Annotated in this window: 25 protein-coding genes and 1 tRNA gene; 17 read left to right on the forward strand and 9 right to left on the reverse strand. The window is 54.8% G+C overall.

Annotated features, from left to right (window positions below; translation table 11 throughout):
- Positions 1–46: 46 nt before the first annotated feature.
- From H1D41_RS07200 to H1D41_RS07220, 5 genes are all read right to left on the reverse strand, one after another.
- On the reverse strand, positions 47–1,828 hold the full coding sequence (locus H1D41_RS07200) for a peptidoglycan D,D-transpeptidase FtsI family protein (RefSeq protein ID WP_228848252.1): 1,782 nt from the start codon (positions 1,826–1,828) through the stop codon (positions 47–49).
- Positions 1,825–2,190, reverse strand: a complete 366-nt coding sequence (gene ftsL / locus H1D41_RS07205; protein ID WP_198645463.1) for a cell division protein FtsL — start codon at positions 2,188–2,190, stop codon at positions 1,825–1,827. Before ftsL ends, H1D41_RS07200 begins: the two co-directional genes overlap by 4 nt.
- Entirely contained in the window at positions 2,190–3,185 is a 996-nt protein-coding gene (gene rsmH, locus H1D41_RS07210; protein ID WP_228848253.1) for a 16S rRNA (cytosine(1402)-N(4))-methyltransferase RsmH, read from the reverse strand. Before rsmH ends, ftsL begins: the two co-directional genes overlap by 1 nt.
- Before the next feature lie 3 nt (positions 3,186–3,188).
- Positions 3,189–3,689: a division/cell wall cluster transcriptional repressor MraZ gene (gene mraZ / locus H1D41_RS07215; RefSeq protein ID WP_107497500.1), complete on the reverse strand. Its 501-nt coding sequence runs from the start codon at positions 3,687–3,689 to the stop codon at positions 3,189–3,191.
- A 611-nt stretch (positions 3,690–4,300) separates the two neighbouring features.
- A complete protein-coding gene (locus H1D41_RS07220) occupies positions 4,301–5,377 on the reverse strand; it encodes an Mrp/NBP35 family ATP-binding protein (protein ID WP_228848254.1) in 1,077 nt (358 codons plus the stop codon).
- Positions 5,378–5,630: 253 nt separating this feature from the next.
- Between H1D41_RS07220 and H1D41_RS07225 the strand changes: the two genes are divergently transcribed.
- The 3 genes from H1D41_RS07225 (at position 5,631) to H1D41_RS07235 (ending at position 8,779) form a co-directional block, all read left to right on the forward strand.
- Complete coding sequence (locus H1D41_RS07225) at positions 5,631–5,843, forward strand: DUF1127 domain-containing protein (protein ID WP_228848255.1); 213 nt, start codon at positions 5,631–5,633, stop codon at positions 5,841–5,843.
- Positions 5,844–6,205: 362 nt separating this feature from the next.
- Entirely contained in the window at positions 6,206–7,696 is a 1,491-nt protein-coding gene (locus H1D41_RS07230; protein ID WP_228848256.1) for an inorganic phosphate transporter, read from the forward strand.
- Positions 7,697–7,744: 48 nt separating this feature from the next.
- On the forward strand, positions 7,745–8,779 hold the full coding sequence (locus H1D41_RS07235) for a hypothetical protein (RefSeq protein ID WP_228848257.1): 1,035 nt from the start codon (positions 7,745–7,747) through the stop codon (positions 8,777–8,779).
- A gap of 34 nt (positions 8,780–8,813) precedes the next feature.
- Here H1D41_RS07235 and H1D41_RS07240 read toward each other — a convergent pair whose 3' ends face one another.
- Complete coding sequence (locus H1D41_RS07240) at positions 8,814–9,257, reverse strand: Lrp/AsnC family transcriptional regulator (protein WP_228848258.1); 444 nt, start codon at positions 9,255–9,257, stop codon at positions 8,814–8,816.
- Between the two features lie 98 nt (positions 9,258–9,355).
- Between H1D41_RS07240 and H1D41_RS07245 the strand changes: the two genes are divergently transcribed.
- Entirely contained in the window at positions 9,356–9,967 is a 612-nt protein-coding gene (locus H1D41_RS07245; protein ID WP_228848259.1) for a LysE family translocator, read from the forward strand.
- Positions 9,968–10,012: 45 nt separating this feature from the next.
- Here the strand turns inward: H1D41_RS07245 and H1D41_RS07250 are convergent, their stop codons facing one another.
- Positions 10,013–12,490: an ATP-dependent helicase gene (locus H1D41_RS07250; RefSeq protein ID WP_228848260.1), complete on the reverse strand. Its 2,478-nt coding sequence runs from the start codon at positions 12,488–12,490 to the stop codon at positions 10,013–10,015.
- A gap of 223 nt (positions 12,491–12,713) precedes the next feature.
- On the opposite strand from H1D41_RS07250, the gene H1D41_RS07255 reads away from it, so the two are divergent.
- Together H1D41_RS07255 and H1D41_RS07260 are read left to right on the forward strand one after the other, a co-directional pair.
- Entirely contained in the window at positions 12,714–16,154 is a 3,441-nt protein-coding gene (locus H1D41_RS07255; RefSeq protein WP_228848261.1) for a pyruvate carboxylase, read from the forward strand.
- Between the two features lie 626 nt (positions 16,155–16,780).
- Positions 16,781–17,908, forward strand: a complete 1,128-nt coding sequence (locus tag H1D41_RS07260) for a hypothetical protein (RefSeq protein WP_228848262.1) — start codon at positions 16,781–16,783, stop codon at positions 17,906–17,908.
- A gap of 318 nt (positions 17,909–18,226) precedes the next feature.
- Here H1D41_RS07260 and H1D41_RS07265 read toward each other — a convergent pair whose 3' ends face one another.
- Positions 18,227–18,439 (reverse strand): hypothetical protein, encoded by a 213-nt coding sequence (locus tag H1D41_RS07265; RefSeq protein ID WP_228848263.1) that lies wholly within the window; start codon positions 18,437–18,439, stop codon positions 18,227–18,229.
- Between the two features lie 31 nt (positions 18,440–18,470).
- Here H1D41_RS07265 and H1D41_RS07270 point away from each other — a divergent pair, with 31 nt between their 5' ends.
- The 11 genes from H1D41_RS07270 (at position 18,471) to H1D41_RS07315 (ending at position 23,799) form a co-directional block, all read left to right on the forward strand.
- Positions 18,471–18,908 carry a hypothetical protein gene (locus H1D41_RS07270; RefSeq protein WP_228848264.1) on the forward strand — a complete coding sequence of 146 codons (438 nt, stop codon included), beginning with the start codon at positions 18,471–18,473 and terminating at the stop codon, positions 18,906–18,908.
- Positions 18,905–19,162: a hypothetical protein gene (locus H1D41_RS07275; RefSeq protein ID WP_228848265.1), complete on the forward strand. Its 258-nt coding sequence runs from the start codon at positions 18,905–18,907 to the stop codon at positions 19,160–19,162. Before H1D41_RS07270 ends, H1D41_RS07275 begins: the two co-directional genes overlap by 4 nt.
- Positions 19,159–19,317 (forward strand): hypothetical protein, encoded by a 159-nt coding sequence (locus tag H1D41_RS07280; RefSeq protein WP_228848266.1) that lies wholly within the window; start codon positions 19,159–19,161, stop codon positions 19,315–19,317. The genes H1D41_RS07275 and H1D41_RS07280 overlap by 4 nt, the downstream gene beginning before the upstream one ends.
- Positions 19,314–20,144 carry an ERF family protein gene (locus H1D41_RS07285; protein WP_228848267.1) on the forward strand — a complete coding sequence of 277 codons (831 nt, stop codon included), beginning with the start codon at positions 19,314–19,316 and terminating at the stop codon, positions 20,142–20,144. Before H1D41_RS07280 ends, H1D41_RS07285 begins: the two co-directional genes overlap by 4 nt.
- The gene (locus tag H1D41_RS07290) at positions 20,137–20,757 is read left to right on the forward strand and encodes a lambda exonuclease family protein (RefSeq protein WP_228848268.1); all 621 of its coding nucleotides are present in this window, start codon (positions 20,137–20,139) and stop codon (positions 20,755–20,757) included. The genes H1D41_RS07285 and H1D41_RS07290 overlap by 8 nt, the downstream gene beginning before the upstream one ends.
- On the forward strand, positions 20,754–21,260 hold the full coding sequence (locus tag H1D41_RS07295; RefSeq protein WP_228848269.1) for a hypothetical protein: 507 nt from the start codon (positions 20,754–20,756) through the stop codon (positions 21,258–21,260). Before H1D41_RS07290 ends, H1D41_RS07295 begins: the two co-directional genes overlap by 4 nt.
- Positions 21,257–21,826 (forward strand): HNH endonuclease, encoded by a 570-nt coding sequence (locus tag H1D41_RS07300; RefSeq protein WP_228848270.1) that lies wholly within the window; start codon positions 21,257–21,259, stop codon positions 21,824–21,826. Before H1D41_RS07295 ends, H1D41_RS07300 begins: the two co-directional genes overlap by 4 nt.
- Complete coding sequence (locus H1D41_RS07305; protein WP_228848271.1) at positions 21,823–22,215, forward strand: hypothetical protein; 393 nt, start codon at positions 21,823–21,825, stop codon at positions 22,213–22,215. The genes H1D41_RS07300 and H1D41_RS07305 overlap by 4 nt, the downstream gene beginning before the upstream one ends.
- A gap of 37 nt (positions 22,216–22,252) precedes the next feature.
- Positions 22,253–22,549, forward strand: a complete 297-nt coding sequence (locus tag H1D41_RS07310) for a hypothetical protein (protein ID WP_228848272.1) — start codon at positions 22,253–22,255, stop codon at positions 22,547–22,549.
- A 66-nt stretch (positions 22,550–22,615) separates the two neighbouring features.
- Positions 22,616–22,903, forward strand: coding sequence for a helix-turn-helix domain-containing protein (locus tag H1D41_RS18485; protein ID WP_394355396.1), 288 nt, complete (start codon positions 22,616–22,618; stop codon positions 22,901–22,903).
- Positions 22,816–23,799 (forward strand): tyrosine-type recombinase/integrase, encoded by a 984-nt coding sequence (locus H1D41_RS07315; RefSeq protein WP_394355397.1) that lies wholly within the window; start codon positions 22,816–22,818, stop codon positions 23,797–23,799. Before H1D41_RS18485 ends, H1D41_RS07315 begins: the two co-directional genes overlap by 88 nt.
- Positions 23,800–23,819: 20 nt before the next feature.
- Here the strand turns inward: H1D41_RS07315 and H1D41_RS07320 are convergent.
- A tRNA-Arg gene (locus H1D41_RS07320) sits at positions 23,820–23,896 on the reverse strand.
- Between the last annotated feature and the right edge of the window lie 365 nt (positions 23,897–24,261).

The following is a 24,261-nucleotide window of genomic DNA, read 5'->3' on the forward strand; positions in this document are numbered from 1 at the left end:
TTGTCCCATGGCCTCTGCACCCCTGCGCTATTGATTCTGTCACCACTTAGTTACTGCTGAGTGTTACCGCAGTCAGGGCAGGAGTTTCAATCTGAGGACGCAGACCAAGAAGCGGCGCAATGCGGCGTGTCATCTCTGCCGCAACCGGCACAGCTGTCCAGCCTGCGGTACGGCGCATTTCGCCAAGACCCTCAATGGAGGGTTCATCCAGGGTCACGATCAGCACATATTGCGGATCAGATGCCGGAAAGACGGATGCAAAGGTGGAAATCACCTTGTCATCATAATATCCGCCATTCGGGCGTGGCTTATCGGCAGAACCGGTCTTACCACCCACTTCATAACCTTCGACATCGCCAAAGCTTGCCGTACCCCGTGTCACCACTTGGCGCAGCATATCTACAGCGATACGTGAGGTTTGCTCTGAAATCACCCGCGGTCCTGTTTGCGCGCTGTCCTGTCGCAAAAGCGTTGGTGTCACACGGGTGCCACCATTGACCATCGCTGCATAGGCCGCAGCCAGATGCATTGGGCTGGCACTGATCCCGTGACCATAGGAAATCGTCATGGTCGACAGTTCGGACCAGTTCGGCGGCAACAGCGGCTGGCTCCCGGATGCCTCAACAATCTCAAGTGGCGAAGGTTCTGTCAGCCCCATGCTGGCAAGAAAGGCACGCTGGCGTTCCCCGCCAAACATCAGAGCCACACGTGCTGTACCAATGTTGGAAGACTTAACCAGAACATCGGTTGCCGTCAGCTGCGGGCCGTAATCATGGAAATCACGGATCTTAAACCGCCCCCATTGCATCGGGCCCTGGGTATCGATCATCGTATTTGCGTTGATCAGACCTTCATCCATCGCCTGGGCCAACGCAAACAGCTTATAGGTCGAACCCAGCTCATACACGCCTTGCACCGCACGGTTAAACAGCGGGCTGTCAGACTGATCCCCTTCGGTCAGAGGACGCGGGCGTTCATTGGGGTCAAAATCCGGCAGCGATACAACAGAGATGACCTCGCCTGTGTGGATGTCCATCAGAACAGACGCCGCACCCTTTGCGCTCATCAGTTGCATGCCGCCATCCAGCACTTCTTCTGCGACCGCCTGCACGGTCATGTCCAGAGACAAAACCAGAGGTTCGCCATTGTTGGCCGGATCACGCAGGGTTTCGTCAAAGACCTGTTCAACACCCGCGACACCGATCACCTCGGCAGAATTCACCCCTTCGCGCCCGAAAGACGCTCCGCCCATCACATGGGCTGCAAGCGCACCATTCGGATAAAGTCGCATTTCGCGTGGACCAAACAGCAGGCCGGGTTCGCCGATATCATGCACAGCCTGACGCTGTTCCGGGCTGAGCTTCTGACGCACCCAGACGAACTTCCGCTCGCCGGTGAACTGCCGCAGGATCTGTTCATGATCGAGTTCCGGGAAGATTTCGACCAGACGCGCAGCTGCTCCGACAGGGTCAATCATCTGCTGCGGGTGGGCATAAAGTGCGTAGGTCGCAATATTTGTCGCAAGGATATGACCGTTTCGGTCTGTGATATCAGCCCGCTGTGCCAGGATATTGTCGCCACCACCGCCGGACCTGGGTTCCTGCGGCGCAGAAACCGAAATCGATCCCATACGCAGGCCGACAGCGGAAAAAGCCGCCAGAAACAGAACAGACAAGACAAGAAGCCGCCCTTCAGCACGCTGACGGGCTTTTCCCTGCATGTCGTCATGGCGCGCACGAATATTGTCGCGTTCAATCCGGTCCGGATTTTCGCCTTGTTCTCGGGCGGATAGAATACGCGCCAGCGGACGCAGAGGCGTGCGGATCATTCGCTTACCCCTTGTGCATCATCCAGAATGCCCCGCACTTCCACAGGGTTTTCGATTTGCGCAAACACACTCACCGGTGCAGGCCATGCGACCTGATCAACTTGCACAAAGTGGCCGCCATTCATTGGCAAAAGCCCCAGGCTGTCAAAGTTCAGCTCGGCCAGATTACGCAGGCGGTCCGGGCGGTTCAGATAAGCCCATTCCGCATTCAGAATAGCCAGAGCGCCCCGGGTTTCCGCGATCTCAAGTTGCAAAGTACGGATTTCGCGGGCAACTTCCTGGGTGCGATAGTTTTCGCGGTAGGCCCAGAAGGCCAGACCAATCACCACAAGACCTGTCAGCAGAAACATAATACTGCGCATCAGACCACACCTCCGTCCAGCGTGAGTTTCGGCAGGCCCATGCCTTTGCGATCAAAAGGCGAAGGCACTGCATCTGTGCGTTCCGCAACCCTCAGACGGGCGGAACGAGAACGGGGGTTTTCTTCCAATTCCTGGTCATCCGGGCCAATCGCACGGCGCATTTTCTGGGTAAATTCCGGGTTACGATCCGCCGTCTGCGGCGCATGGCGACTGCCACCACCACCTGCGGAACAACGTGCCGCAAGGAAACGTTTCACCACGCGGTCTTCCAGAGAATGGAAGGTCACAACCGCCAGCTGGCCGCCAGGTTTCAGGGCGCGTTCTGCGGCTTCAAGACCTGCAATCAACGCGCCAAATTCATCATTCACCGCAATGCGCAGGGCCTGAAAGCTGCGCGTGGCCGCATGGCTTTGCCCGGGCTTTGTGCGTGGCAGAGTGTTTTCAATCAGATCTGCCAGCTGCAGCGTGCTTTCAAAAGGTGCCTCAGCCCGTGCCGCGATGATCGCTTTGGCAATCTTACGCGACTGGCGTTCTTCGCCATATTGGAACAGAATATCCGCAAGCACCGCCTCGGATGCGGAATTCACCACATCTGCCGCAGACACACCATCCTGGCTCATGCGCATATCAAGCGGGCCGTCTTTCATGAAGGAAAAGCCGCGCTCCGCCAGATCCAGCTGCATGGACGACACGCCAAGATCCAGCACAACACCGTCCAGCAATTCGCCGGCAAGCGCATCCATATCCGCAAAGTTGCCCGGCACCATGCGCAGGCGATCACCGTATTCTCCGGCCCAGGGTGCCGCCATTTCAAAGGCCAGCGGATCGCGATCGACACCGATCACACAATCCGCACCATCCTCAAGCAGGCCACGCGTATAGCCGCCAGCCCCGAAAGTTCCATCCAGCCAGATACCTGAAACAGGAGAAACCGCCTTTAAAAGCGGTCTCAGTAATACGGGAATATGTGGTTTCTTTTCCGGGGTGTCACTCATGGTTTACAGCCCCTCTTCACCATCCAGATAGACCGAGGCATCGGCCTCCGGATCAAAATCATCATCTGCTTCCAGATCCGCATCCATCTCGACATCATATGTCTCAGGCTTCCAGATCTCGAACGTGTCACCGTTCCCTGCAAAAAATGCCATGCCAGCCAGATCAAGCTTGTCGCGCAGCTTTGCAGACAGCACGAGACGGCCGGTTTCATCCACAGAAGTCAGGATCGATTGTGTGTTATAAAGACGCTGCAAGGCTTTGCGGCGCTTATCACCACGGGGCAGCTTTTCGATGCGGCGTTCCACATCATCAATCGCTTCCATGGTGAAACATTCCAGGTACTGACGCTTGTCAGAACCATAAACGATTACAAGTTCAGGGTTCAGGCCTTCAGTCCAGTTCGGATCCCCTGATTCAAGCACACGGCGAAAAGAGGCCGGGATAGACACCCTGCCCTTCGTATCCACCTTGTGGTGGCTTTCGCCTCTGAACCTGCGGACCACTGTTGCGGCTCCTGTTTAAATGTCCCCTGACCGCAATCGGTCAAAAATCTGCCCCCTGAAGTAAAACGGCAGGTTGAGCTGCTGCCACTGCTCAACCTGCCGCTCTGATTCCCACTTTGTGGGGAAGCCCAGCTACGCGTGCCATCGGGGGATGTCTGCTCGCTCACGCGCCGGATCTCTTGTTTTTCGATGAAACGAGCGCCTGTATGAAACCTGCTCTTGGTGTTCATGGGGTCTTGATGCCCCTTAATTCCCGTTCATCTGTCATTAGGGATGCCATGGGAATTTATGGAAATCAATAGTTTTTTACGGCCCTACTGGTAAGGCACAATACAAAAAATCGCCTAAATCAGTAGAAAAGCACCCGAAAAACACAGATTGTGGCGAAACAGTCAATCAGCACACACCAGATGTAGTGGCTAAGTTTTTTCCCATGTTTGCCCAAAATTCCCCCAAATCTTCCCAGCTAACCGCAAAATACGTGGATTTTCGTGATTTTCGACAGGCTTCCCATGCATTCCCAAAGCAAACGCGCCGGTCAGAAACCGGCGCGCCCATGAATTCCCACAACTATTGCCCAATGCCTGCCAGCCTTACAAGGTCGGGTCGATTCAGGCTTTATCTGCCGCGATCAGCTTTGCTGCCAACTCGGCATAGGCCTGCGCCGCAGGGCCATCGCCTGCTGCAACCGGCGTACCGCTGTCACCAGCCAGACGCGTATCCAGATCAATCGGCAGCGCCCCAAGGAAGGGCACACCGATTTTCGCAGCCTCATCCTTCACACCCCCATGACCGAAGATATGGCTTTCATGACCACAATTCGGACAATGGAAGGCCGACATGTTTTCAACAAGACCAATCACCGGTGTGTTCAATGTGTCAAACATATCCAGCGCCCGACGCGCATCCAGCAACGCTACATCCTGCGGGGTAGACACCACAACCGCACCATCCAGTTTGGTTTTCTGGCACAAGGTCAGCTGCACATCACCGGTGCCTGGTGGCAAATCAAGGATCAGCACATCAAGCTTGCCCCACTCCACCTGCCCCAGCATCTGTTGCAGCGCGCCCATCAACATCGGACCACGCCAGACAATGGCTTTATCCTCTTCGACCATCAGACCGATGGACATCACTGTTACCCCATGGGCCTGCAGCGGGATGATGGTTTTACCGTCCGGGCTGGCGGGACGCTTATTCACCCCCATCATGCGCGGCTGCGACGGGCCGTAGATATCGGCATCAAGCAGGCCAACTTTACGCCCCTGCTTTGCCAGAGCCACCGCAAGGTTAGAAGAGACAGTGGATTTCCCCACGCCGCCTTTACCAGAGGCCACGACAATAATGTGATCGACGCCGGGCACTCCCACCGGGCCATCCTGTTTTGTCGGATGGCGGCCGATCTTCAGATCTGGTGGTGTCTGAGATTTTGCAGGTGCAGCCGGGCCATGGGCCGTCAGCACCACAGATGCCGCATCCACACCAGGCAGTGCCTTCACCAGATCTTCCGCCGCTTTGCGGATCGGTTCCATCTTTGCGGCCATATCGGCATCATCCGCCTCAATCACAAAGCGTACCTGCCCGGCATCAACGGACAGGGCACGAATAAGATCGCGACTCACCAGATTGCCACCATCGGGCAGTTGAACGCGTGCAAGTTCAGCAAGAATCGTTTTTTGATCACTCATCGGGTGAGGCCCTCCTCAGGGATATGTCTTCTTTGTAACCTTTTGCCCTGGAAAACAGCGCTTTACCACCGTTTGATACCGCCACTGCGCGGCTTTGTTACATCCCCTTTACGTTCAGGTCATTAGCCATGCATTTGCTGCATAGCGGCATTGATGATTTGGCCAGTTGTGCATTCGCAGCGAAACCCTATTTTCCCATCAACATCAAGCGGCGGACACAATCCGGTGCCGCCCAACCACGAAGGAAAAGATCATGGCATACGCTAACACAACAGTATTCTCCGCAAACGCGACCTCTGGCATCCAGGGCTTTGCTGCCCGTATCGCTGAGGGCTTTGCGAACCGTCGCCTGTACAAACAAACTGTACGCGAACTGAACAAACTGTCCAGCCGTGAGCTGGCAGACCTGGGCCTTTCCCGCGCCGGCATCCCTGCCATCGCACGTGAATCTGTTTACGGCCACTAAGAGATACGGTCAGGGTTTTCTCCTCCCTTAACCCTGACTGCGCGACTTCTTTGATTTCCTCCCCAAAGCGGTCGCAATTTTTCGCACCAACCGGTGCAACGTAAAGTGAAGGCCTTCCTCCCTTGGCCTGATCTAAAAGACCAGATGCGCTTCTCCTCCCTTTGCGCGGATGGTCTCATAACCCGGACGCCTCCTCCCTTTAGTCCGGGTTTATAATAACGGCGGTGCCCACTCCTCCTCCCGGGCGCCGCCGTTTTTTTATTCTGTAACATCCACGACAATTTGTAACAGATTCATGACAGAATCCTTGCGCCATGCGCTCAGACGTGAATAACGGCCCTGAGTTTTGCGAGGATTTTCTCATGGGTGACCAAAAGAGTGATGACGCCCGTCATCTTGAAACGCTGGATCGCGATCTGGCCCGTTATTCCAATCTTGAAAGCGCCACCGGCTATATGACCCGCCCCCTGGTTGGTCCCGGCCTGGCCTTTGTCTTCATCATGCTGGCTGGCCTGTTTGCCGTACTGTTCTTCGGAACGGACGGGGGCAATACTGCCATTGTTGTGATTGCAGCTTGTTTTGGGGCCTACATGGCCCTGAACATCGGTGCCAATGATGTGGCAAATAATATGGGCCCTGCCGTGGGCGCAAACGCGCTGACCATGGGCGGCGCGATTCTGATCGCTGTAGTGTTTGAAAGTGCCGGCGCTTTGATCGCAGGTGGTGATGTAGTTTCCACCATCGCAAAAGGCATTATCGCACCGGAAAGCATGGGCGATGCGTCCACCTTCATCTGGGCGATGATGGCAGCGCTTTTGGCTGCGGCGCTTTGGGTGAACCTTGCCACCTGGGTTGGCGCACCGGTATCCACCACACATTCCGTGGTTGGTGGTGTGATGGGCGCAGGGATTGCCGCCGCAGGTTTTGCCGCCGTCAACTGGCCGACCATGGGAAAAATCGCAGCCAGCTGGGTGATCTCACCCGTGTTGGGTGGATTAGTTGCTGCAGGCTTCCTGGCCTTAATCAAATCCCGCATCATCTATCAGGACGACAAAATCGCAGCAGCACGCAAATGGGTGCCTGTATTGGTCGCGATTATGGCCGGTGCGTTTGCGGCCTATCTGTCTGTGAAAGGTCTAAAAAAGATCATCAAGATTGATCTGCAGACCTCACTCCTGATCGGCCTGGCACTGGGTGCCGCCACATGGGCAATCATGATCCCTGTGATCAAAAAGCAATCTGAAGGCCTTGAGAATCGCAACAAATCCCTGAAGGTTCTGTTTGCCATCCCACTGATCGTATCCGCTGCGATGCTCAGCTTTGCCCATGGCGCAAACGATGTTGCAAACGCGGTTGGTCCGCTGGCTGCAATCGTTCAGGCATCACAATCCGGTGATTTCACCGCCGCTGTCAGCATCCCTATTTGGGTGATGGTGATTGGGGCGCTGGGGATTTCCTTTGGTCTGTTCCTGTTTGGCCCGAAACTGATCCGCATGGTTGGCGGTCAGATCACCAAGCTGAACCCGATGCGCGCCTATTGTGTGGCCCTGTCCGCTGCGATCACAGTGATTGTCGCAAGCTGGCTTGGCCTTCCCGTCAGTTCCACGCATATCGCCGTTGGCGGTGTGTTTGGTGTGGGATTCTTCCGTGAATGGGATGCAGAGCGTCGCCTGAAAAAGGCCCGCCGCGAAATGCCGGACCGCCCTGCCCTGACACGCGAGGAACGCGCACGTCGCAAACTGGTTCGCCGTTCCCATTTCATGACAATCATCGCCGCCTGGGTCATCACCGTCCCTGCCGCTGCGATCCTATCTGCGGTGATCTTCTTCGGATTGATTACCTTCGCAGGATAAACAATAGAGGGCGGGACATGTTCCCGCCCTTTTTAATAAACCTGCGTCATGAGTATCAAACGTTATAACAGCCCCACAGTGCACCCACACCCCCTGTTCAACACAGACCTCTACGATCAAAGTCTGACACTAACAGATGCTGAATGCATATGGGTACAAAGCGCACTTACACAGCGCCGTCGGAATATGGCCTGGGGTTTGATCTCAGATTACACATTCATCTTTCTCTATATTGTCGGGTTTGCCGGAGCGATCGCCTTTTTCATCTACATCGCTTTTTTGATTTATGTGGATCAACAACGTCTGCTTGCAATTGTCGGCACTGGCTTATTCATTGCTTTCCTTACGTCGCTCGCTGCCTGGACAATCCGGCAGGTGATACGGCGCAACAGGCAAGCGCGTAAAATCGCCTGGGCTTGTTTACATCGAACATCTGACACCGACGATCCTCTGACGGGCAAGGCAATTGTCCTGAACGCAAGCTACACCCTGCGTCCCAGCCCTGAACCCGATTGCCGGATGGATATCTGCGACGATCATGACGCTGAGAACATCCCCCTGCAGCTTCCCAGGCATCTGGCCGACCAAATGTACGATACCGATCTGGCTTGTATTCCCATGCGCGTACTTCCCGTCGCGGGCAGCGGAAATGTCGCGGTTTTCGCACCACAAATCAGAGCCTACAACACCGGTGCATTCTGGCGCAAAATACATAGAAACGCGACACATCTGCAGGATGCTGAATACGTCCTGCTGTCCATCGGCAACTTCAGCATGCACACTGAAATGACTGCGGGCCTATGTCCCCTAAACTACAGTTCTTCCAAACGGAACGGGTATATGTGGATGGCAGGTTCAGGCGGTTCCGGGCTTTTTCTTTGCATCATTTATGCGCTGGTGTCTTACCCAGAACTCTCGCTGGTCAAACTGGGGGGCAGCATGATGGCCTTTACACTTTGCCTTGTGCCGATGACCGTATCGCAAATCCGGCTTCATCATTTCTCAGGCAAAGTAAAGCAATTCTACGCGCAACAGGGCGTGCCGTTCCGCAGTTTCCTGGACACAGACAAATATACGTTCTGACCAAGCCACAGGCCATTGAAACGATTTACAAGCGTTATGCCCGTTCATCTTTTGAACTTCCCATCACAACCAGGCTGCTGATGGACGCCACACCTTTGATCGTGCCCAGAATTTCCGTATGGAAATGCTTGTAGCTTTGCAAATCTGCTGTCTCGACCCGTAATAAATATTCATGTGCACCGGCGATGTTATGGCATTCCCGCACTTCGCGCGCCGCAGCAATGGCCTGTTCAAATCCGGCCTGGGCCTGTTTCGAATGATCGGCCAGTCCGACCAACACGTAACAGGCAAACCCTGCCCCGGTCTTTTCGCGATCCATCACCGCGCGGTAACCTTTGATCACGCCCTGGCGTTCCATTTCCTGCACACGTCGCAGACAGGCGGAAGGAGAAAGCGCCACACGTTCCGCCAGTTCAGTGTTTGCGATCCGCCCTTCACGCGACAGAATGCGCAATATTTCATCTGATTTATGATCCATGACTGATAATAATTGCAAAATTTACCAAATTACAAACAAGAAAGACCTGCGATTGCGAGGGTATAGCGCAATGATCAGTAGGCAATAAGGATAAGACCATGACTTTCGACTTTCTTCCCGCCCTGATCACCTTCGCTTTTGTCAGTTCCATCACCCCCGGCCCGAACAATCTGATGCTGATGGCGTCCGGTGCAAATTACGGCTTCCGCCGATCCCTGCCACATATGGCGGGGATTTCGCTTGGGCACGGGTTTATGGTTTTTATCCTTGGGCTCGGATTGCTACAGATCTTCAAAACTTTCCCAATGCTGAAATTGATCCTGACGGTGATCTGTTCTGTCTACCTTGTGTATCTCTCGTATAAAATCGCCACCGCGAGCGCACCGGGCAAACCAAAGGATGGCGCCAGGCCTTTCACATTCCTGCAAGCGGCTGCTTTTCAGTGGGTTAATCCCAAGGCCATTTACATGGGTATCACCGCGCAGACCAACTACGGCCCCGAAGCCAGCACCGCCCCTCTCTGGATGACATCCCTTCTGGTCGCCGTCGCTTTCAGCTGCACCAACCTGCCATCTGTCAGTACCTGGGCCTGGATGGGAACACAGATCCGTCGCTGGCTGCAAAGCCCCGCCCGTCTGCGTGCGTTTAATCTGACAATGGCTGCGCTGCTGATCCTGACGCTGGTGCCGGTGATCAAAGGGCTGCTTTAATCCTTACCGGATAGACGGGGCGGAGAAGGAACCGCCCCTTACCTCTTAAAACGGTACGTCGCCTGCGCGGTCTGCCGCCACAACAAAACCCGCCTTCACCTTTTTGGCACCGGCTTTGTCGAATTCCACATCCAGCGTATCGCCGGTGGCATCCATCACGGTGCCGTAACCGAATTTCGTCTGAAAGATACGATCGCCCGGGCGAAACAGCTCCTGCGCGTCACCATCCACCATCATATTGGCGCGCTTTCGTTTCGGCGTAACAGCCGTACGCGGGCCAGCGGCCTGACGTGCCTGCATGCGTTTATAACCTGGCGTGTCCCAGCCATCCGCATCCATCGCACGTTTTTGCATGGCGCTGACAGTGGACCTGCCACCAAAATCGTCAAACCCGCCAAACCCGGCAGACCGCCCCATACCTGCTTCTGCAGAGGACAGAACTTCCACATGCAGTTCGGGCAGCTCATCAATGAAACGTCCTGGCAGCTGGCTTTGCCACTGGCCATAAACCCGGCGATTGCCTGCGAAAGTGATATAGCACAATTCTTCTGCGCGGGTGATGCCGACGTAGGCCAGACGCCGTTCTTCTTCCAGCCCCTTCACGCCGCTTTCATCCATAGAGCGCTGGCTTGGGAACAAACCTTCTTCCCAGCCGGGCAGGAAAACCACGGGATATTCCAGACCTTTTGCGGCGTGCAGGGTCATGATCGTCAACTTTTCTTCAGATTCCGCGGAATCGTTTTCCATGATCAGCGCCACATGTTCCAGGAACCCCTGCAGGTTCTCAAAACTCTCAAGCGCCTTCACAAGTTCTTTCAGGTTTTCAAGTCGCCCCGGGGCTTCCGGCGTTTTATCCTTCTGCCACATGGCGGTGTAGCCAGATTCATCCAGGATCGCTTCGGCCAGTTCGATATGGCTGACTTGCGTCGTGGTTTCAGGTTCAGAGAAATCTTCAAACAGATCATCATCCTGATCCTCAACCACCTGGGACACGCGCCCGGGCTGTGCAAGCCCACGCCAGCGATCAAAGCTGTCCATCAGCTTTGTCAATTCGCCCTTCCCCTTGCCCTTGATTTCCCCCGCGCCCAATAAAAGACGCGTGGCTTCCAGCAGCGAAACCGAATTCTGACGCGCACAGACCTGAATATTCTGCAGCGCTTTATCCCCGACACCGCGCTTTGGCGTATTCACAATGCGTTCAAACGCCAGATCATCGTCGGGCTGGGTGACAACGCGAAAATAGGCCATGGCATCGCGGATTTCCATGCGCTCATAGAAACGTGGCCCACCGATAACACGGTACGGCAAGCCAATGGACAGGAAGCGATCTTCGAAAGCGCGCATCTGATGCGACGCCCGCACAAGGATCGCCATATCTTCCAGACTGCGCGGACCTGCCCCCCGGGTGCCACGCTGGTTCGCTTCAATTTCTTCGCCGATCCAGCGCGCTTCTTCATCGCCATCCCAATGGCCCATCAGGCGAACTTTCTCGCCATCTTTGCGTTCCGTCCACAATTCCTTGCCAAGGCGGTTCTCATTGCCGGCAATCACCGCAGAGGCCGCCGCAAGAATATGCGGGGTGGAGCGGTAATTCTGTTCCAGCCGCACCACATGGGCCCCGGGGAAATCCTTTTCAAACTTCAGGATGTTGCCAACCTCAGCTCCCCGCCAGCCATAGATCGACTGATCATCATCCCCGACACAGCAGATATTCTTATGCCCCTGGGCCAGCAAGCGCAGCCAGAGATATTGCGCGACGTTTGTATCCTGATATTCGTCCACCAGCACATAGCGGAACCAGCGGTGATATTGCGCCAGCACATCGTCGTGCTTCTGAAAAATCGTCACCATATGCATCAGTAGGTCGCCGAAATCACAGGCGTTTAACTCGCGCAGGCGCTGTTGATATTGCTTATAAATCGCAGCGCCCATGCCATTAAATGCCGAAGCCTCGCCAGATGGCAGAGTTTCCGGCGTCCAGGCGCGGTTTTTCCAGGCATCAATCACATTCGCCAGCTCACGTTCCGGCCAGCGTTTGCGGTCAAGACCCGCCGCTTCAATCAACTGACGCAGCAAACGTTTTACATCGTCTGTGTCCAGGATTGAGAAATTCGATTTCAAACCAACCAGTTCCGCATAGCGTCGCAGCAGTTTCACACAGATCGCATGAAACGTCCCCATCCAGCGCATGGAATCACCGCCATGGCCCAGATAGCCGCCGACGCGGTTCTTCATTTCCCGGGCAGCTTTATTGGTGAATGTCACCGCAAGGATTTCATCAGGGCGCGCGCGACCCGTGTTGATAAGATGTGCGATCCGCGCCGTCAGCGCCTTGGTTTTGCCCGTGCCCGCCCCCGCAAGCATCAACACAGGCCCGTCCAGACGCTCCACAGCCTCGCGTTGCGCCGGGTTCAGTTCATCCAGATAAGGCGTCGGGCGCGCGGCCATCGCCCGCTGGCTCAGTGGTACACTTGATGGGGCTGCAGCGGCCTCAAAGGCGTCGAATTCGTCAAAATCATTCATGCAGGCGAAACTAGACGGATCTTTACGCTTTGGAAAGAAGTGTTCGCAGATTGTTCCGCAAGAAAATGCACGGGTTCGCTTTTTTATGTCATCCTGTCGCAATGCGAGGCCGGATCACGAACAAAATGTTACAGAAACCTCACAAAGCGGGGTGAGTCTCTTGTGCTGCGGTGCAGCATTTGCAAAGCTCCCCTCGTCAGCAGATCTCAGGGAGACCAGCCTCATGCCCGAATTCAACAAAATTCTCATCGCGAACCGTGGTGAAATCGCCATCCGTATTATGCGGGCCGCCAATGAAATGGGCAAAAAGACCGTTGCCGTCTTTGCCGAAGAAGACAAACTTGGCCTGCACCGGTTTAAAGCGGATGAAGCGTATCGTATCGGTGAAGGTATGGGCCCGGTTGCCGCTTACCTGTCGATTGAAGAAATCATCCGCGTCGCCAAAATGTCCGGCGCAGATGCGATCCACCCGGGCTATGGCCTGCTGTCGGAAAACCCTGAATTTGTTGATGCTTGCGTTGAAGCCGGTATCACCTTCATCGGCCCGAAAGCCGCCACAATGCGTGCGCTTGGTGATAAGGCCTCTGCCCGCCGTGTTGCTGTCGAAGCCGGCGTTCCTGTGATCCCAGCGACTGAGGTTCTGGGCGACGACATGGATGCGATCCGCAAGGAAGCTGCCGAAGTTGGCTATCCTCTGATGCTGAAAGCCTCCTGGGGCGGCGGTGGGCGCGGTATGCGCCCGATTTTCTCTGAGGATGAGGTTGAGGAAAAGGTTCTTGAGGGTCGCCGCGAAGCCGAATCTGCCTTTGGCAACGGCGAAGGTTATCTTGAAAAGATGATCATCCGTGCCCGTCACGTCGAAGTTCAGATCCTTGGCGACAAACACGGCGGCATGTATCATCTGTTTGAACGCGACTGTTCCGTTCAGCGCCGCAACCAAAAAGTCGTGGAACGCGCCCCTGCCCCCTATCTGACCGAAGAACAGCGCCAGGAAATCTGTGAGCTGGGCTATAAGATCTGTAAGCACGTGAACTATGAATGTGCGGGGACGGTCGAATTCCTGATGGATATGGAAAGCGGCAAGTTCTACTTCATTGAGGTGAACCCGCGCGTCCAGGTGGAACACACCGTGACCGAAGAAGTCACCGGCATCGACATCGTGCAATCCCAGATCCGCATTGCCGAAGGCGCGACAATTGCAGACGCCACAGGCAAAGCCAGCCAGGATGATGTGCGTCTGAACGGTCACGCGCTGCAGACCCGGATCACCACAGAAGATCCGCAAAACAACTTCATCCCGGATTATGGCCGCATCACCGCCTATCGTTCCGCAACCGGTATGGGCATTCGTCTGGACGGTGGCACTGCTTATGCGGGCGGCGTGATCACACGTTACTATGATAGCCTTCTGACCAAAGTGACGGCACATGCACAGACACCTGCGGCGGCAATTGCCCGAATGGACCGCGCCCTGCGTGAATTCCGTATTCGTGGTGTATCCACCAACATCGCTTTTGTGGAAAACCTGCTGAAGCATCCGACGTTTTTGGATGACAGCTACACCACCAAGTTCATTGACGAAACACCGGGCCTATTCAGCTTTAAGAAACGTCGCGACCGAGGCACCAAGGTTCTGAACTACATCGCGGATATCACCGTGAACGGCCACCCGGAAACCGAAGGTCGCCCGGAACCGGATGCAGCAATTTCCGCGCCAAAAGCGCCAATGGCAACACTGGATATTCAGCCAGGAACACGCAACCTGCTGGAAGACAAAGGCCCGCAGGCCGTTGCCGACTGGATGAAGGCGCAAAAGCAGCTGTTGCTGACCGACACAACCATGCGTGACGGCCACCAATCCCTGCTGGCGACACGTATGCGTTCGATTGACATGATCAAAGCCGCACCGGCCTATGCATCGCGTATGCCGCAGTTGTTCTCTGTCGAATGCTGGGGTGGCGCGACCTTTGACGTGGCTTATCGTTTCTTGCAGGAATGCCCATGGCAGCGTCTGCGTGATCTGCGCGTCAAAATGCCAAACCTCATGACACAGATGCTTTTGCGCGCGTCAAACGGTGTGGGTTACACGAACTACCCTGACAACGTCGTGCAGGCTTTCGTGAAACAAGCCGCCGAAACCGGCGTTGATGTCTTCCGCGTGTTTGACAGCCTGAACTGGGTTGAAAACATGCGTGTCGCGATGGATGCCGTTGTTGAAAACAACAAGATCTGCGAAGGCACGATCTGTTACACAGGCGATATTCTGGACCCGAACCGTTCCAAATATGACCTGCAATATTACGTCAACATGGCGAAGGAACTGGAAGCCGCTGGCGCCCATGTTCTGGGTCTGAAAGACATGGCCGGTCTGCTGAAACCTGCCGCTGCACGCGTGCTTGTGAAAGCCCTGAAAGAAGAAGTCGGTCTGCCGATCCACTTCCACACCCATGATACATCTGGCATTGCTGGCGCGACCATCCTGGCGGCGGCTGATGCGGGTGTTGACGCTGTCGACGCCGCAATGGATGCGTTTTCTGGTGGCACGTCACAGCCTTGCCTTGGCTCCATCGTCGAAGGCCTGCGTCACACAGATCGCGACACAGGCATCGACATCGAGGTTGTGCGCGATCTGTCCACCTACTGGGAACATGTGCGGGCGCAATACGTGGCGTTTGAAAGCGGTCTTGCCGCACCTGCTTCCGAGGTTTACCTGCATGAAATGCCTGGTGGTCAGTTCACCAACCTGAAAGCCCAGGCGCGCAGCCTTGGCCTTGAGGAACGCTGGCCCGAGGTCGCAAACACCTATGCGGATGTGAACCAGATGTTCGGTGACATTGTGAAGGTGACGCCATCTTCCAAAGTGGTCGGCGACATGGCTCTGATGATGGTCAGCCAGAACCTGACCCGTGATGAAGTCGAAAGCGCAGACACTGACGTGGCCTTCCCAGATTCCGTCGTCGATATGATGCGCGGCAACCTGGGTCAGCCTCCTGGTGGCTTCCCTGCGGGCATCGTGAACAAAGTTCTGAAGGGCGAAGCTTCTTCAACAGCGCGGCCTGGTGCGGACATGGAACCAGTTGATCTGGAAGCCACCCGTCTTGAGCTGTGTGGCACGCTGGAAGGCTACAAATGTGACGGCGAGGATCTGATGGGCTACCTGATGTACCCGAAAGTCTTCCTGGATTACATGGGCCGTCACCGGACCTATGGCCCTGTGCGCACCCTGCCGACCCGCACGTTCTTCTACGGGATGGAGCCGGGCGAGGAAATCGCGGCAGAAATCGACCCTGGTAAAGTTCTGGAAATTCGTCTGCAAGCTGTGGGTGAGACCGATGAGAACGGCGAAGTGAAAGTCTTCTTTGAACTCAACGGTCAGCCCCGCGTGATCCGTGTCCCTAACCGCATGGTAAAAGCAACCACTGTGAGCCGTCCGAAGGCAGAGGAAGGCAATGCCAACCACATCGGCGCGCCAATGCCGGGTGTCGTGGCCTCTGTTGCTGTGACTCAGGGTCAAGAAGTGAAAGAAGGTGATCTTCTGCTGACGATTGAAGCCATGAAGATGGAAACCGGCATTCACGCAGAACGCGACGCGGTGGTGAAAACCCTGCATATCGCCGCTGGCGGCCAGATCGACGCCAAAGATCTGCTGGTGGAGCTTGAATAAACCGCAATTCTTCCCCGTGGGGTAACCCCACAGTCATCATTGCGCGCGGAGGCCACTGGCCTCCGCGTTTGCGTTTGACAGCGAGCGTTCAGACTAAAACGGGCGTTTCGTTCCAGAAATCATTCCGGATGGGAGCAATGGAACGCCACCACATTGTGTAAGTATATGTTTTTATTTGCGACCCCGGCAGGGTTCGAACCTGCAACCTGCCCCTTAGGAGGGGGTATCCCCGCCAACAAATTAAGGGAATTTGGGCAAAAGAGCATATTTATATATGCCGACGTTCTCGGTTTGTGCAGAGAAAACGCCTGTTCGCAGGTTCAGTGAACCAAAGAGCATACCCCTAACTCACCAACCGGGACAAACCTGTTCGCCATAACGGTTCTGGCTGTCAATCACCTCTGCCGCTCAGCGAGCTTCACGCATGAGCGCTTGCCCAATACGAAGAATATGAAAACCACAACCGCAAACCCCTGTAATAAATGAGTGAGCCACGATCTAGGTCAATGCAGCACCAAAAAAGTCTATGGGTTCTGACCCAATTTGCTCCGAAATAAAATGTTGCATTGTGGAAAGCATTGTTTCTTCCTAAAAGGTCGCAACTCAAATAGTGAAAGATCAGTTTAATGCGTAAGGTCAAAGCAAGTATCCAAAGGCTATTCGATAGAGCCGTTAAAAAAGCTTTACATGAATCCTCGATAAGGTCTGATGAACTTTTAGCTGAGAAGATCGCCCGGAAAATTAACTCCAAAGTTCAAACGAAGATCAGGTCGGATGTGAACGAAAATTTTTATCCGTCATCAAGAGCTAAAAGACCAATTGGACATGTCTACGATGAATTTTCACGGGGCACCAATCCTTTCAGCTTGATTCAGACTTGTGGCATAGCAGATGTTACTGACCCAATTGAGAAAATCGTCAGCTTGTACAATAAGTATGGCATTGTGAAAATTCGCAGACTGTACTCACAAGAGCAATCACAGGAGCTGGCCACGAATTGCGAAAACTTCTCGGGATTGACGACATTGGATTTCAACAAGGTCGTCAAGGGCGAGAAAAAGTGGGCAAAAGGTGGCGCGCCAGTTCTGCATGATGATCGCTTCTGGCCATATGCGGCTGACAAAAATCTAATGAAAGTTTTACATGGGATTCTAGGTGAGAAATGTTTTGAATTCGGTTCTGCTGTCGCAGTACACTATTCGGCACGCGGCCTGCATCGTGACTATAGGCCTCTCGTTGAAGACGCGAAGTCAGACTACTCATTCATGAAACCCAAAAAGCGTATTGTCAGGGTTTTGCATTACTGTGCTGATGGCGGCGGAGCTTTTGGGTACATTCCATTTTCGCACGATCAACAGAAATTCACCGAAGCCACGAAAAGAGTTGGCGTAAAGCATGACACAGCTTGGTTTGATGAACATCGTGAAACCGTTCGTCAAGCTCGTACCACAAAAGACTTTTTTGCTGCTGACAACATAGAAAGACACATCTCCTGGGCTTATGCTGATCCGGGCGACGTTATGGTCACTAACTCAGCTATGCTACACTGCGGAGAATATTTGACAGGACCGAGGGCATTTTTCGTATCTTCCTATGCCGAAGCAAATTCTGACACCGTAAAGCGAGCAGCCGCACCGATCAAATCCGATATAGGTGTTAATTACCACAAATTTATGCTCAATTGCGGCTTTCAAGGCAGCCAAGAGGTGCTTGATTTTGTGAAAGAACGGGATGCTAAGGCAATGGAAGCGTAGCGAGGATCCAGATTACTCCTTACGTCTGGAATCTCAGCCAACACCATCGACTTCCCCACCTCCATTGGCCCCAAACATACAATGTATGTTTGGGGCCATCATAGTTGCGGGAAGCGTCGTGGATTCTGTCATGAAAAAATCCTTGCGATTTTCGAAGCACGCGCGACTCCGGGCGATCTGCACAGCAAGCTTATATGCTCACACTGCGGGAACCGATTTAACGAAGTCCGAAGAGTTTATTCAGGCATGTCCCACCCCAATTGATGCCGCAGATCGACTGAAAACAATGGGTGAAAAATGACCGAAAACTGAAAGTGATTACCTAGGCCACCCGCAGGCCTGTTCGCCATAACGGTTCTGGCTGTCAATCACCTCTGCCGCCTTACGATCTTCGCGCACGATGAAAACGGCCACCGTACGTTCAAACCAGATAGGTTTCGCAATATCGCAGAAATCACCTTCCGGTTTCACGCACCCGCTAACGGCTAAGGCGGTCAACAAGGTCAGCGTCAGTTTGCTTTTCAGCTTCACGGTCAATCTCCTGCTTGTGTTGGATTGCCTCATGGCGGGCTTCGAGTGTTTCGCGCTCTGTGGCCTGTCTCTGGTCGCGCTTGGCGTCAAGACGCAACCATGTAAGCAGGAAGGCCACAGCCGCACCGAGAGCGGCCCAGATCGACGCTTTGGTGGGGATGTTCTGAAACATCAGCGGCCACCAAACTGTTTTGCAATCGCATCCAGCCCAAACGCAGACGCAGCCAGTGCAAGACACGGCCACGTAATGAACTCAGCCAAGCGCCGCCAGTCCATCAACACCGATATGAACTGGTCAGCCATGGAGATTGATCGCCTGACGGACAGCCTTCACGCCAAGGCCGTTAATGTCGGGATCGCTGACTTGCGCAAGCCGGAACACTACGCCGCTAAATCCTACCGCCCTTCGGCATTCCACGAATACCACCACCAGCCAGAGAAGCCCCGCTGCATGGAGGAAACCGCATGAGCAATCAGACCGAAATCAACCGGCTCACCCGCAATGCAGGCCACCCAAACCCATACGACCTGGGCGGCTTTGACTGGACCCAGCACGAAAAAGAGATGGTGAAACTGAAGCGCCGGGAAACACGGGACATCCTGCTGGCTCTCACCGCTTCATTCGCTCTGGCCCTCATGGTCGGCTCCTGCGTGAGCAAGGCAACCGCTCAGGCTGCCTATGACGCCGTGAACTTTGAAACAGCCGAATGGAGAATGCCATGACATCACCTGACCCAATCGCCGGGGCTTTCCCCTCTCACATCCTCACCTGCTCAGAAACAGGCCAATGGTGGATGTGCCAGAGCGAAGAGTTTGCAAACAACATGGCCCGCGATGCCGGGCTGACAAAATTCAAGATTACGGAGTTGGCCCAATGAACGCCCAGGTTGAAATCATCACCACGGAAACCACCCCGGCCCCGACAGGCATGCACAGCGCCCTGCCCGCCGATCCTATGGTCTCCATGATCGAACGCATCGCCGTTGATCCGGACGCTGACCTGGACAAACTGGAACGCATGCTGGTCATGAAAGAGCGTCTGGACAAGGAAACTGCCCGCAAGGCGTTCAATGCAGCGTTTTCCGACTGCCAGGCGCAAATTCCCCAGGTTCTGCGCAACAGGTCGAACAATCAGACCCATTCGCGGTATGCTGACCTTGCCGCCATTGAGGCCGCAATCACCCCGGTAATCACCAGTCACGGCCTGTCTGTCCGTTTCTACCCCACCCGCTCTGATATTGAAGGCCACATGGGCGTTGATTGCGTTGTGTCACACGCACAAGGCCACAACGAAGAATATCATGCGGACGTGCCTGCCGATGGCAAAGGACTGCGTGGCAACGACAACAAGACCGCCACCCATGCTTTCGGCTCCACCATGTCCTATGGCCGCCGTTACCTGCTCTGCATGATCTTCAACATTGCTACCGCTGACGACAACGACGGGAACAATCAGAAGGCCATGGCGACAGCCATCAATGAAGATCAGTTCCGGCATCTGCGGGATGCTCTTGAAGCCTCGGGCATGCCGGAGGTGAAATTTCACACGGCGTTCAACTGCGCAGATCCGGAAAACGCAACATTGCATCAGTTCCCCGCCTCCCGCTTTGACGAAGCCATGGATCGCCTGAGCAAATTCAAGAAAGCGCGTGAAGCCCGCGAAGCCGAAGAAGCTGCAGTAATGGAGGGCGAAACCAATGACTGAGCAACGCACAGACGAATGGCACACTGCCCGCCTGGGCAAAGTCACCGCTTCAAAAGTTTCTGACGTGATGATGAAACCCACAACTGCCGGGTTTCAGAACTACAAAACCGATCTGATCCTTGAACGCCTGACCGGGAACCCCACAGAGGGGTTCACCAGTGCAGCAATGGAATGGGGCACAGTAACAGAACCGCAGGCCCGCGCGTTCTATGAACTGTCCACCGGGAACGAGGTTCAGGAGGTCGGGTTCATCAACCACCCTACCCTTGAAATGGCCGGGGCCAGCCCTGACGGGCTTGTCGGCAAACGCGGCCTGGTCGAAATCAAATGTCCGAACAGCACAACCCACATGAAAACCCTGCTCACGGGCAAGATCGACAGCAAATACATCAAGCAAATGCACTGGCAGATGCTCTGCACAGGTCGCTCATGGTGTGACTTCGTTTCATTCGATCCGCGTTTGCCGGCCGAAATGCAGATCCACATCAAGCGCGTAGAACTGGACGCCGAAATGGCGCAGGAAATGACCGCCGCCGTGACTTCTTTTCTCGCCCTGGTGCGCAAGGAAATGACTGCCCTGCAAACCGCGTTCCCGCAGCAGGTGGCAGCATGAGCAACGCCGCCTTCCATTGGGACGGTGAGGCCATGGTGCCCGTGCCGGTCCACCGCAAGCGCTGTGACGAACTGTTCGTCATTGGCGAAACCTACCACCTGGAGGAAGTGAAGCAGCGCAGCATGCGTTCACATCGCCATTATTTCGCATCCGTCGCGGAAGCCTGGAAGAACCTGCCGGAGAGTTTCGGCATGGAACCCTGGGCACAGTCCGCAGACCACCTCCGGGCGTATGCGCTTATCAAAACGGGTTACTGCGACACACAGACGTTTGCCTGTTCATCCAAAGCAGAGGCCGCCCGATGGGCCGGAAACATGCGTCCGATGGATGAATACAGCGTCGTGGTTGCCCGTGGCGATACTGTCTACCGCTTCACCGCGCAGAGCCAATCAACAAAAGCCATGGGCGCGGAGAACTTCGCCGCCAGCAAAACCGCCGTTCTGGATTTTGTTTCCAACTTGATCGGCACCACCTCTAAAGAACTGCAAAGGAACGCAGCATGACCGAAGCGAAAGATATCAATCTCTCGATCAGCACATTGCGCGAAGCATTTACCTTTGACTTTGATGCGGGCAATGCTTGGTGGCGGATCAGACCTACATCCCACTTCAAAAACTGCGATATCTGCAAAAACTGGAATGCTCGTTGGGCGCACAAACCTGCCTTCACGAGCGACAATGGCAAAGGGTATCGCACAACAGTCTTCACCTTTGCTGGCCAGCGCTGGCGGCTGCAACTACATCGCGTAATCTATGCTGCCTATAACAATTCCTGGCCGGCCAAATTTGTTGACCATCTTGACGGGGATCCGACCAACAACTCAATCCGAAACCTCCGAGAGGTAGACGATGCTGAGAACGCTCGAAACTGCGCGAGAAGTCGCAGCAACACCAGCGGAACCACCGGTGTCTATTGGTTCAAACCACGCAGTTGCTGGACCGCTTCGATTACAGTCAATGGCGATCAAATCAGTCTAGGCTACTTTAAAGACATCAAGCATGCGCAAATTGCCCGTCAGAGCGCTCAAAAGGCGCTTGGTTTCTCAAAACGTCATGGAGAAGCTTCATGACCCGCAACGTGCCTGAATGGGTCGGTAAGACCGACGAGAGCGCAATCCCCCAACGGGTAAAGCTGCGCATTCTAGAACGTCAGGGCAACAAGTGTCCTGTCACCAGTATGCTGTTCGGCCCGGCCTGCCGCCCTGAGTTTGACCACATCACCGCCCTGGTGAACGGCGGCGAGAACCGGGAAAGCAACATTCAGGCACTCAGTTCTTTTGCCCACAAGGAAAAGACCGCAAAGGACGTTGCTCAGAAAAAGAAGGATCGCCGGGTACGCGCAAAGCACATGGGATTGAAACCAAAAGCCTACAACCCGATCCCCGGGTCCAAGGGCAGCAGATGGAAGAAGAAGCCCTGCGGAACCGTGATCGACAGAGAAACCGGGCTGCCGGTGTGACCGGCCCCCTTCCCCCGATAGTGAAAGCGCAATGACAATGACTGAAGATACACTATGGCTGACAATGCCGCTCACGTCGAAAACTGCGAAGGCACAGATTGTTGCCTGCATTCACAGCATGCCCTCAAAGTACTGTCGCGACCACAATTCGCCGCGAACAAAAACAGAGCTTATCGAGTTCATCAAGGAACAACGGGCAAAGTACTGGGATGAACGGCAAGCGAAAAATCGCACTGCTGCTCAACGTGCCCACAGTAAGGCCCAGCCGAACAATATCACTGCAGCAGAGTGCAACAACTTCCTGCGGTCCCTGCCCGCCCCGGAGTTCGCATGAATGACATGCCACCACGTCCCACAAACGAAACCAGCGCAGATGCCGCTGCTGTAGGAGGTTGAGAAAATGCTAGATAATCGACCATTTACGCCTGAAACTCTTGCCGCAAGGTGGGACTGTTCAGCAGAAACAATTCGCGCCATGATAAGAGATGGCAAACTAAATGCCTTTCGGGTAGGACGCATGATGCGCATCGCTCAGGCAACAGTGGAGCAATTCGAATGCACGACTTCAGGATCGGACGCCTCAAAGGACGCTTTGTCGTCATGTGGAACGACAGCGACGGAAAACGTCGCCGCTATCGTCTTGCGGCACACAACGCCAAGGAGGCAGAGCGCGAAGCCCGCGACATAGCCCTGAAGGTTTCAGCCCCGTCCAAGGGAATGACGGTTGCCCAGATTTGGAATGCGTATCAGATCGAAATGGGAGAACGACGCCAGGCGGCAAAGCTGGCCCAGACTGGAAAGAATGTTTTGCCTGTCCTTGGGCATTTTGCAGCTGACCAAATCACCAAAGCGGATTGCCTGCACTATATTGAAAGCCGCCGGACAGCGGGCCGCAAGGACGCCACGATCAGAACTGAACTTGGCTGCCTTCGCGCCAGCCTGCTTTGGGCGGCTAAAAACAACCTGATTTCAAAGGCCCCGGTTATCGAACTGCCACCCGTGCCAGCCCCACGGGACAGATACCTTTCACGCAATGAGGTTTCAGATCTTCTGAACGCTGCCAATGATCCACATATTCGGCTTGCGATCCTGCTGATGATAACCACGGCAGGGCGCATCGGCGCCATTCTGGAACTGACATGGGATCGTGTCGATCTGGACCGGCGCATTCTCAAGCTGGCGACGAATGATATTGGGCCGCGCAAAGGCCGCGCCACAGTCCCGATCAACAACACCCTGTTTGCAGCCCTGTCGGTTGCCCGCAAAGGTGCGTTGTCAAACTATGTTGTGGAATGGGGAGGCCGCAAGGTTGGCTCAATCAAGAAGGGCTTTAATGCGGCAGTTGACCGGGCCGAGATTGACCATTGCACCCCGCATGACCTCAGAAGGACCGCAGGGCGGTTAATGGTTGAGGATGGTGTACCAATTGAGGAGGTCGCGCAGTATCTGGGACACAGCAATCCAGCAATCACGCGATCCACTTACGCGCAGTTCAGCCCCACTTACCTGCGCACGGCGGCGGGTTCACTGGAACTGAACGCACCTGTTTTGGTTCAACGAACCAGAGGGAAAACCCTTAAGTGACCTGTAAGTTATTGATTTTATGGCGACCCCGGCAGGGTTCGAACCTGCAACCTGCCCCTTAGGAGGGGGCTGCTCTATCCAGTTGAGCCACGGGGCCTGCAAAGACCTTATGACGCAAAGCATGAAACTGCTTCAAGCCGAAATTTCACACAGATCCCCCACCTTGACGAGATGCCTGAAACTGCTACGATTTCTCTATCGTATAAAAGGTTCTTATTGGTGACTATTTTTCGACGCGCGTTTGTAGCCGTAATTTTCTGATATTTGTAAATCGGCTCATCCATCTTTCGGGAACCGAGACAATCCAACCTGGCGATGCCGGGTATTATTTCGGGGCACTGACTTCATCTGTGGTGAGACAGGGGTACTTCCTGGTCGCATCTCTGTTCTGGCTGGTGACCTTTGTCATATCAGCCGCGATCTGCCTGGCCTTTGAACCGCCCCACATCAAACGTCCCGGAT

This window comes from Halocynthiibacter styelae (assembly GCF_016123485.1).
GTDB classification, from domain to species: Bacteria; Pseudomonadota; Alphaproteobacteria; order Rhodobacterales; family Rhodobacteraceae; genus Halocynthiibacter; species Halocynthiibacter styelae.

What these genes read in the sequence shown, in the direction of transcription:
- H1D41_RS07200 (WP_228848252.1), bottom strand. Translation starts at nt 1,828, where the DNA reads ATGATCCGCACGCCTCTGCGTCCGCTGGCGCGTATTCTATCCGCCCGA.
- ftsL (WP_198645463.1), bottom strand. Translation starts at nt 2,190, where the DNA reads ATGCGCAGTATTATGTTTCTGCTGACAGGTCTTGTGGTGATTGGTCTG.
- rsmH (WP_228848253.1), bottom strand. Translation starts at nt 3,185, where the DNA reads ATGAGTGACACCCCGGAAAAGAAACCACATATTCCCGTATTACTGAGA.
- H1D41_RS07220 (WP_228848254.1), bottom strand. Translation starts at nt 5,377, where the DNA reads ATGAGTGATCAAAAAACGATTCTTGCTGAACTTGCACGCGTTCAACTG.
- H1D41_RS07225 (WP_228848255.1), top strand. Translation starts at nt 5,631, where the DNA reads ATGGCATACGCTAACACAACAGTATTCTCCGCAAACGCGACCTCTGGC.
- H1D41_RS07230 (WP_228848256.1), top strand. Translation starts at nt 6,206, where the DNA reads ATGGGTGACCAAAAGAGTGATGACGCCCGTCATCTTGAAACGCTGGAT.
- H1D41_RS07235 (WP_228848257.1), top strand. Translation starts at nt 7,745, where the DNA reads ATGAGTATCAAACGTTATAACAGCCCCACAGTGCACCCACACCCCCTG.
- H1D41_RS07240 (WP_228848258.1), bottom strand. Translation starts at nt 9,257, where the DNA reads ATGGATCATAAATCAGATGAAATATTGCGCATTCTGTCGCGTGAAGGG.
- H1D41_RS07245 (WP_228848259.1), top strand. Translation starts at nt 9,356, where the DNA reads ATGACTTTCGACTTTCTTCCCGCCCTGATCACCTTCGCTTTTGTCAGT.
- H1D41_RS07250 (WP_228848260.1), bottom strand. Translation starts at nt 12,490, where the DNA reads ATGAATGATTTTGACGAATTCGACGCCTTTGAGGCCGCTGCAGCCCCA.
- H1D41_RS07255 (WP_228848261.1), top strand. Translation starts at nt 12,714, where the DNA reads ATGCCCGAATTCAACAAAATTCTCATCGCGAACCGTGGTGAAATCGCC.
- H1D41_RS07260 (WP_228848262.1), top strand. Translation starts at nt 16,781, where the DNA reads ATGCGTAAGGTCAAAGCAAGTATCCAAAGGCTATTCGATAGAGCCGTT.
- H1D41_RS07270 (WP_228848264.1), top strand. Translation starts at nt 18,471, where the DNA reads ATGGCGGGCTTCGAGTGTTTCGCGCTCTGTGGCCTGTCTCTGGTCGCG.
- H1D41_RS07275 (WP_228848265.1), top strand. Translation starts at nt 18,905, where the DNA reads ATGAGCAATCAGACCGAAATCAACCGGCTCACCCGCAATGCAGGCCAC.
- H1D41_RS07280 (WP_228848266.1), top strand. Translation starts at nt 19,159, where the DNA reads ATGACATCACCTGACCCAATCGCCGGGGCTTTCCCCTCTCACATCCTC.
- H1D41_RS07285 (WP_228848267.1), top strand. Translation starts at nt 19,314, where the DNA reads ATGAACGCCCAGGTTGAAATCATCACCACGGAAACCACCCCGGCCCCG.
- H1D41_RS07290 (WP_228848268.1), top strand. Translation starts at nt 20,137, where the DNA reads ATGACTGAGCAACGCACAGACGAATGGCACACTGCCCGCCTGGGCAAA.
- H1D41_RS07295 (WP_228848269.1), top strand. Translation starts at nt 20,754, where the DNA reads ATGAGCAACGCCGCCTTCCATTGGGACGGTGAGGCCATGGTGCCCGTG.
- H1D41_RS07300 (WP_228848270.1), top strand. Translation starts at nt 21,257, where the DNA reads ATGACCGAAGCGAAAGATATCAATCTCTCGATCAGCACATTGCGCGAA.
- H1D41_RS07305 (WP_228848271.1), top strand. Translation starts at nt 21,823, where the DNA reads ATGACCCGCAACGTGCCTGAATGGGTCGGTAAGACCGACGAGAGCGCA.
- H1D41_RS07310 (WP_228848272.1), top strand. Translation starts at nt 22,253, where the DNA reads ATGACTGAAGATACACTATGGCTGACAATGCCGCTCACGTCGAAAACT.
- H1D41_RS18485 (WP_394355396.1), top strand. Translation starts at nt 22,616, where the DNA reads ATGCTAGATAATCGACCATTTACGCCTGAAACTCTTGCCGCAAGGTGG.
- H1D41_RS07315 (WP_394355397.1), top strand. Translation starts at nt 22,816, where the DNA reads ATGTGGAACGACAGCGACGGAAAACGTCGCCGCTATCGTCTTGCGGCA.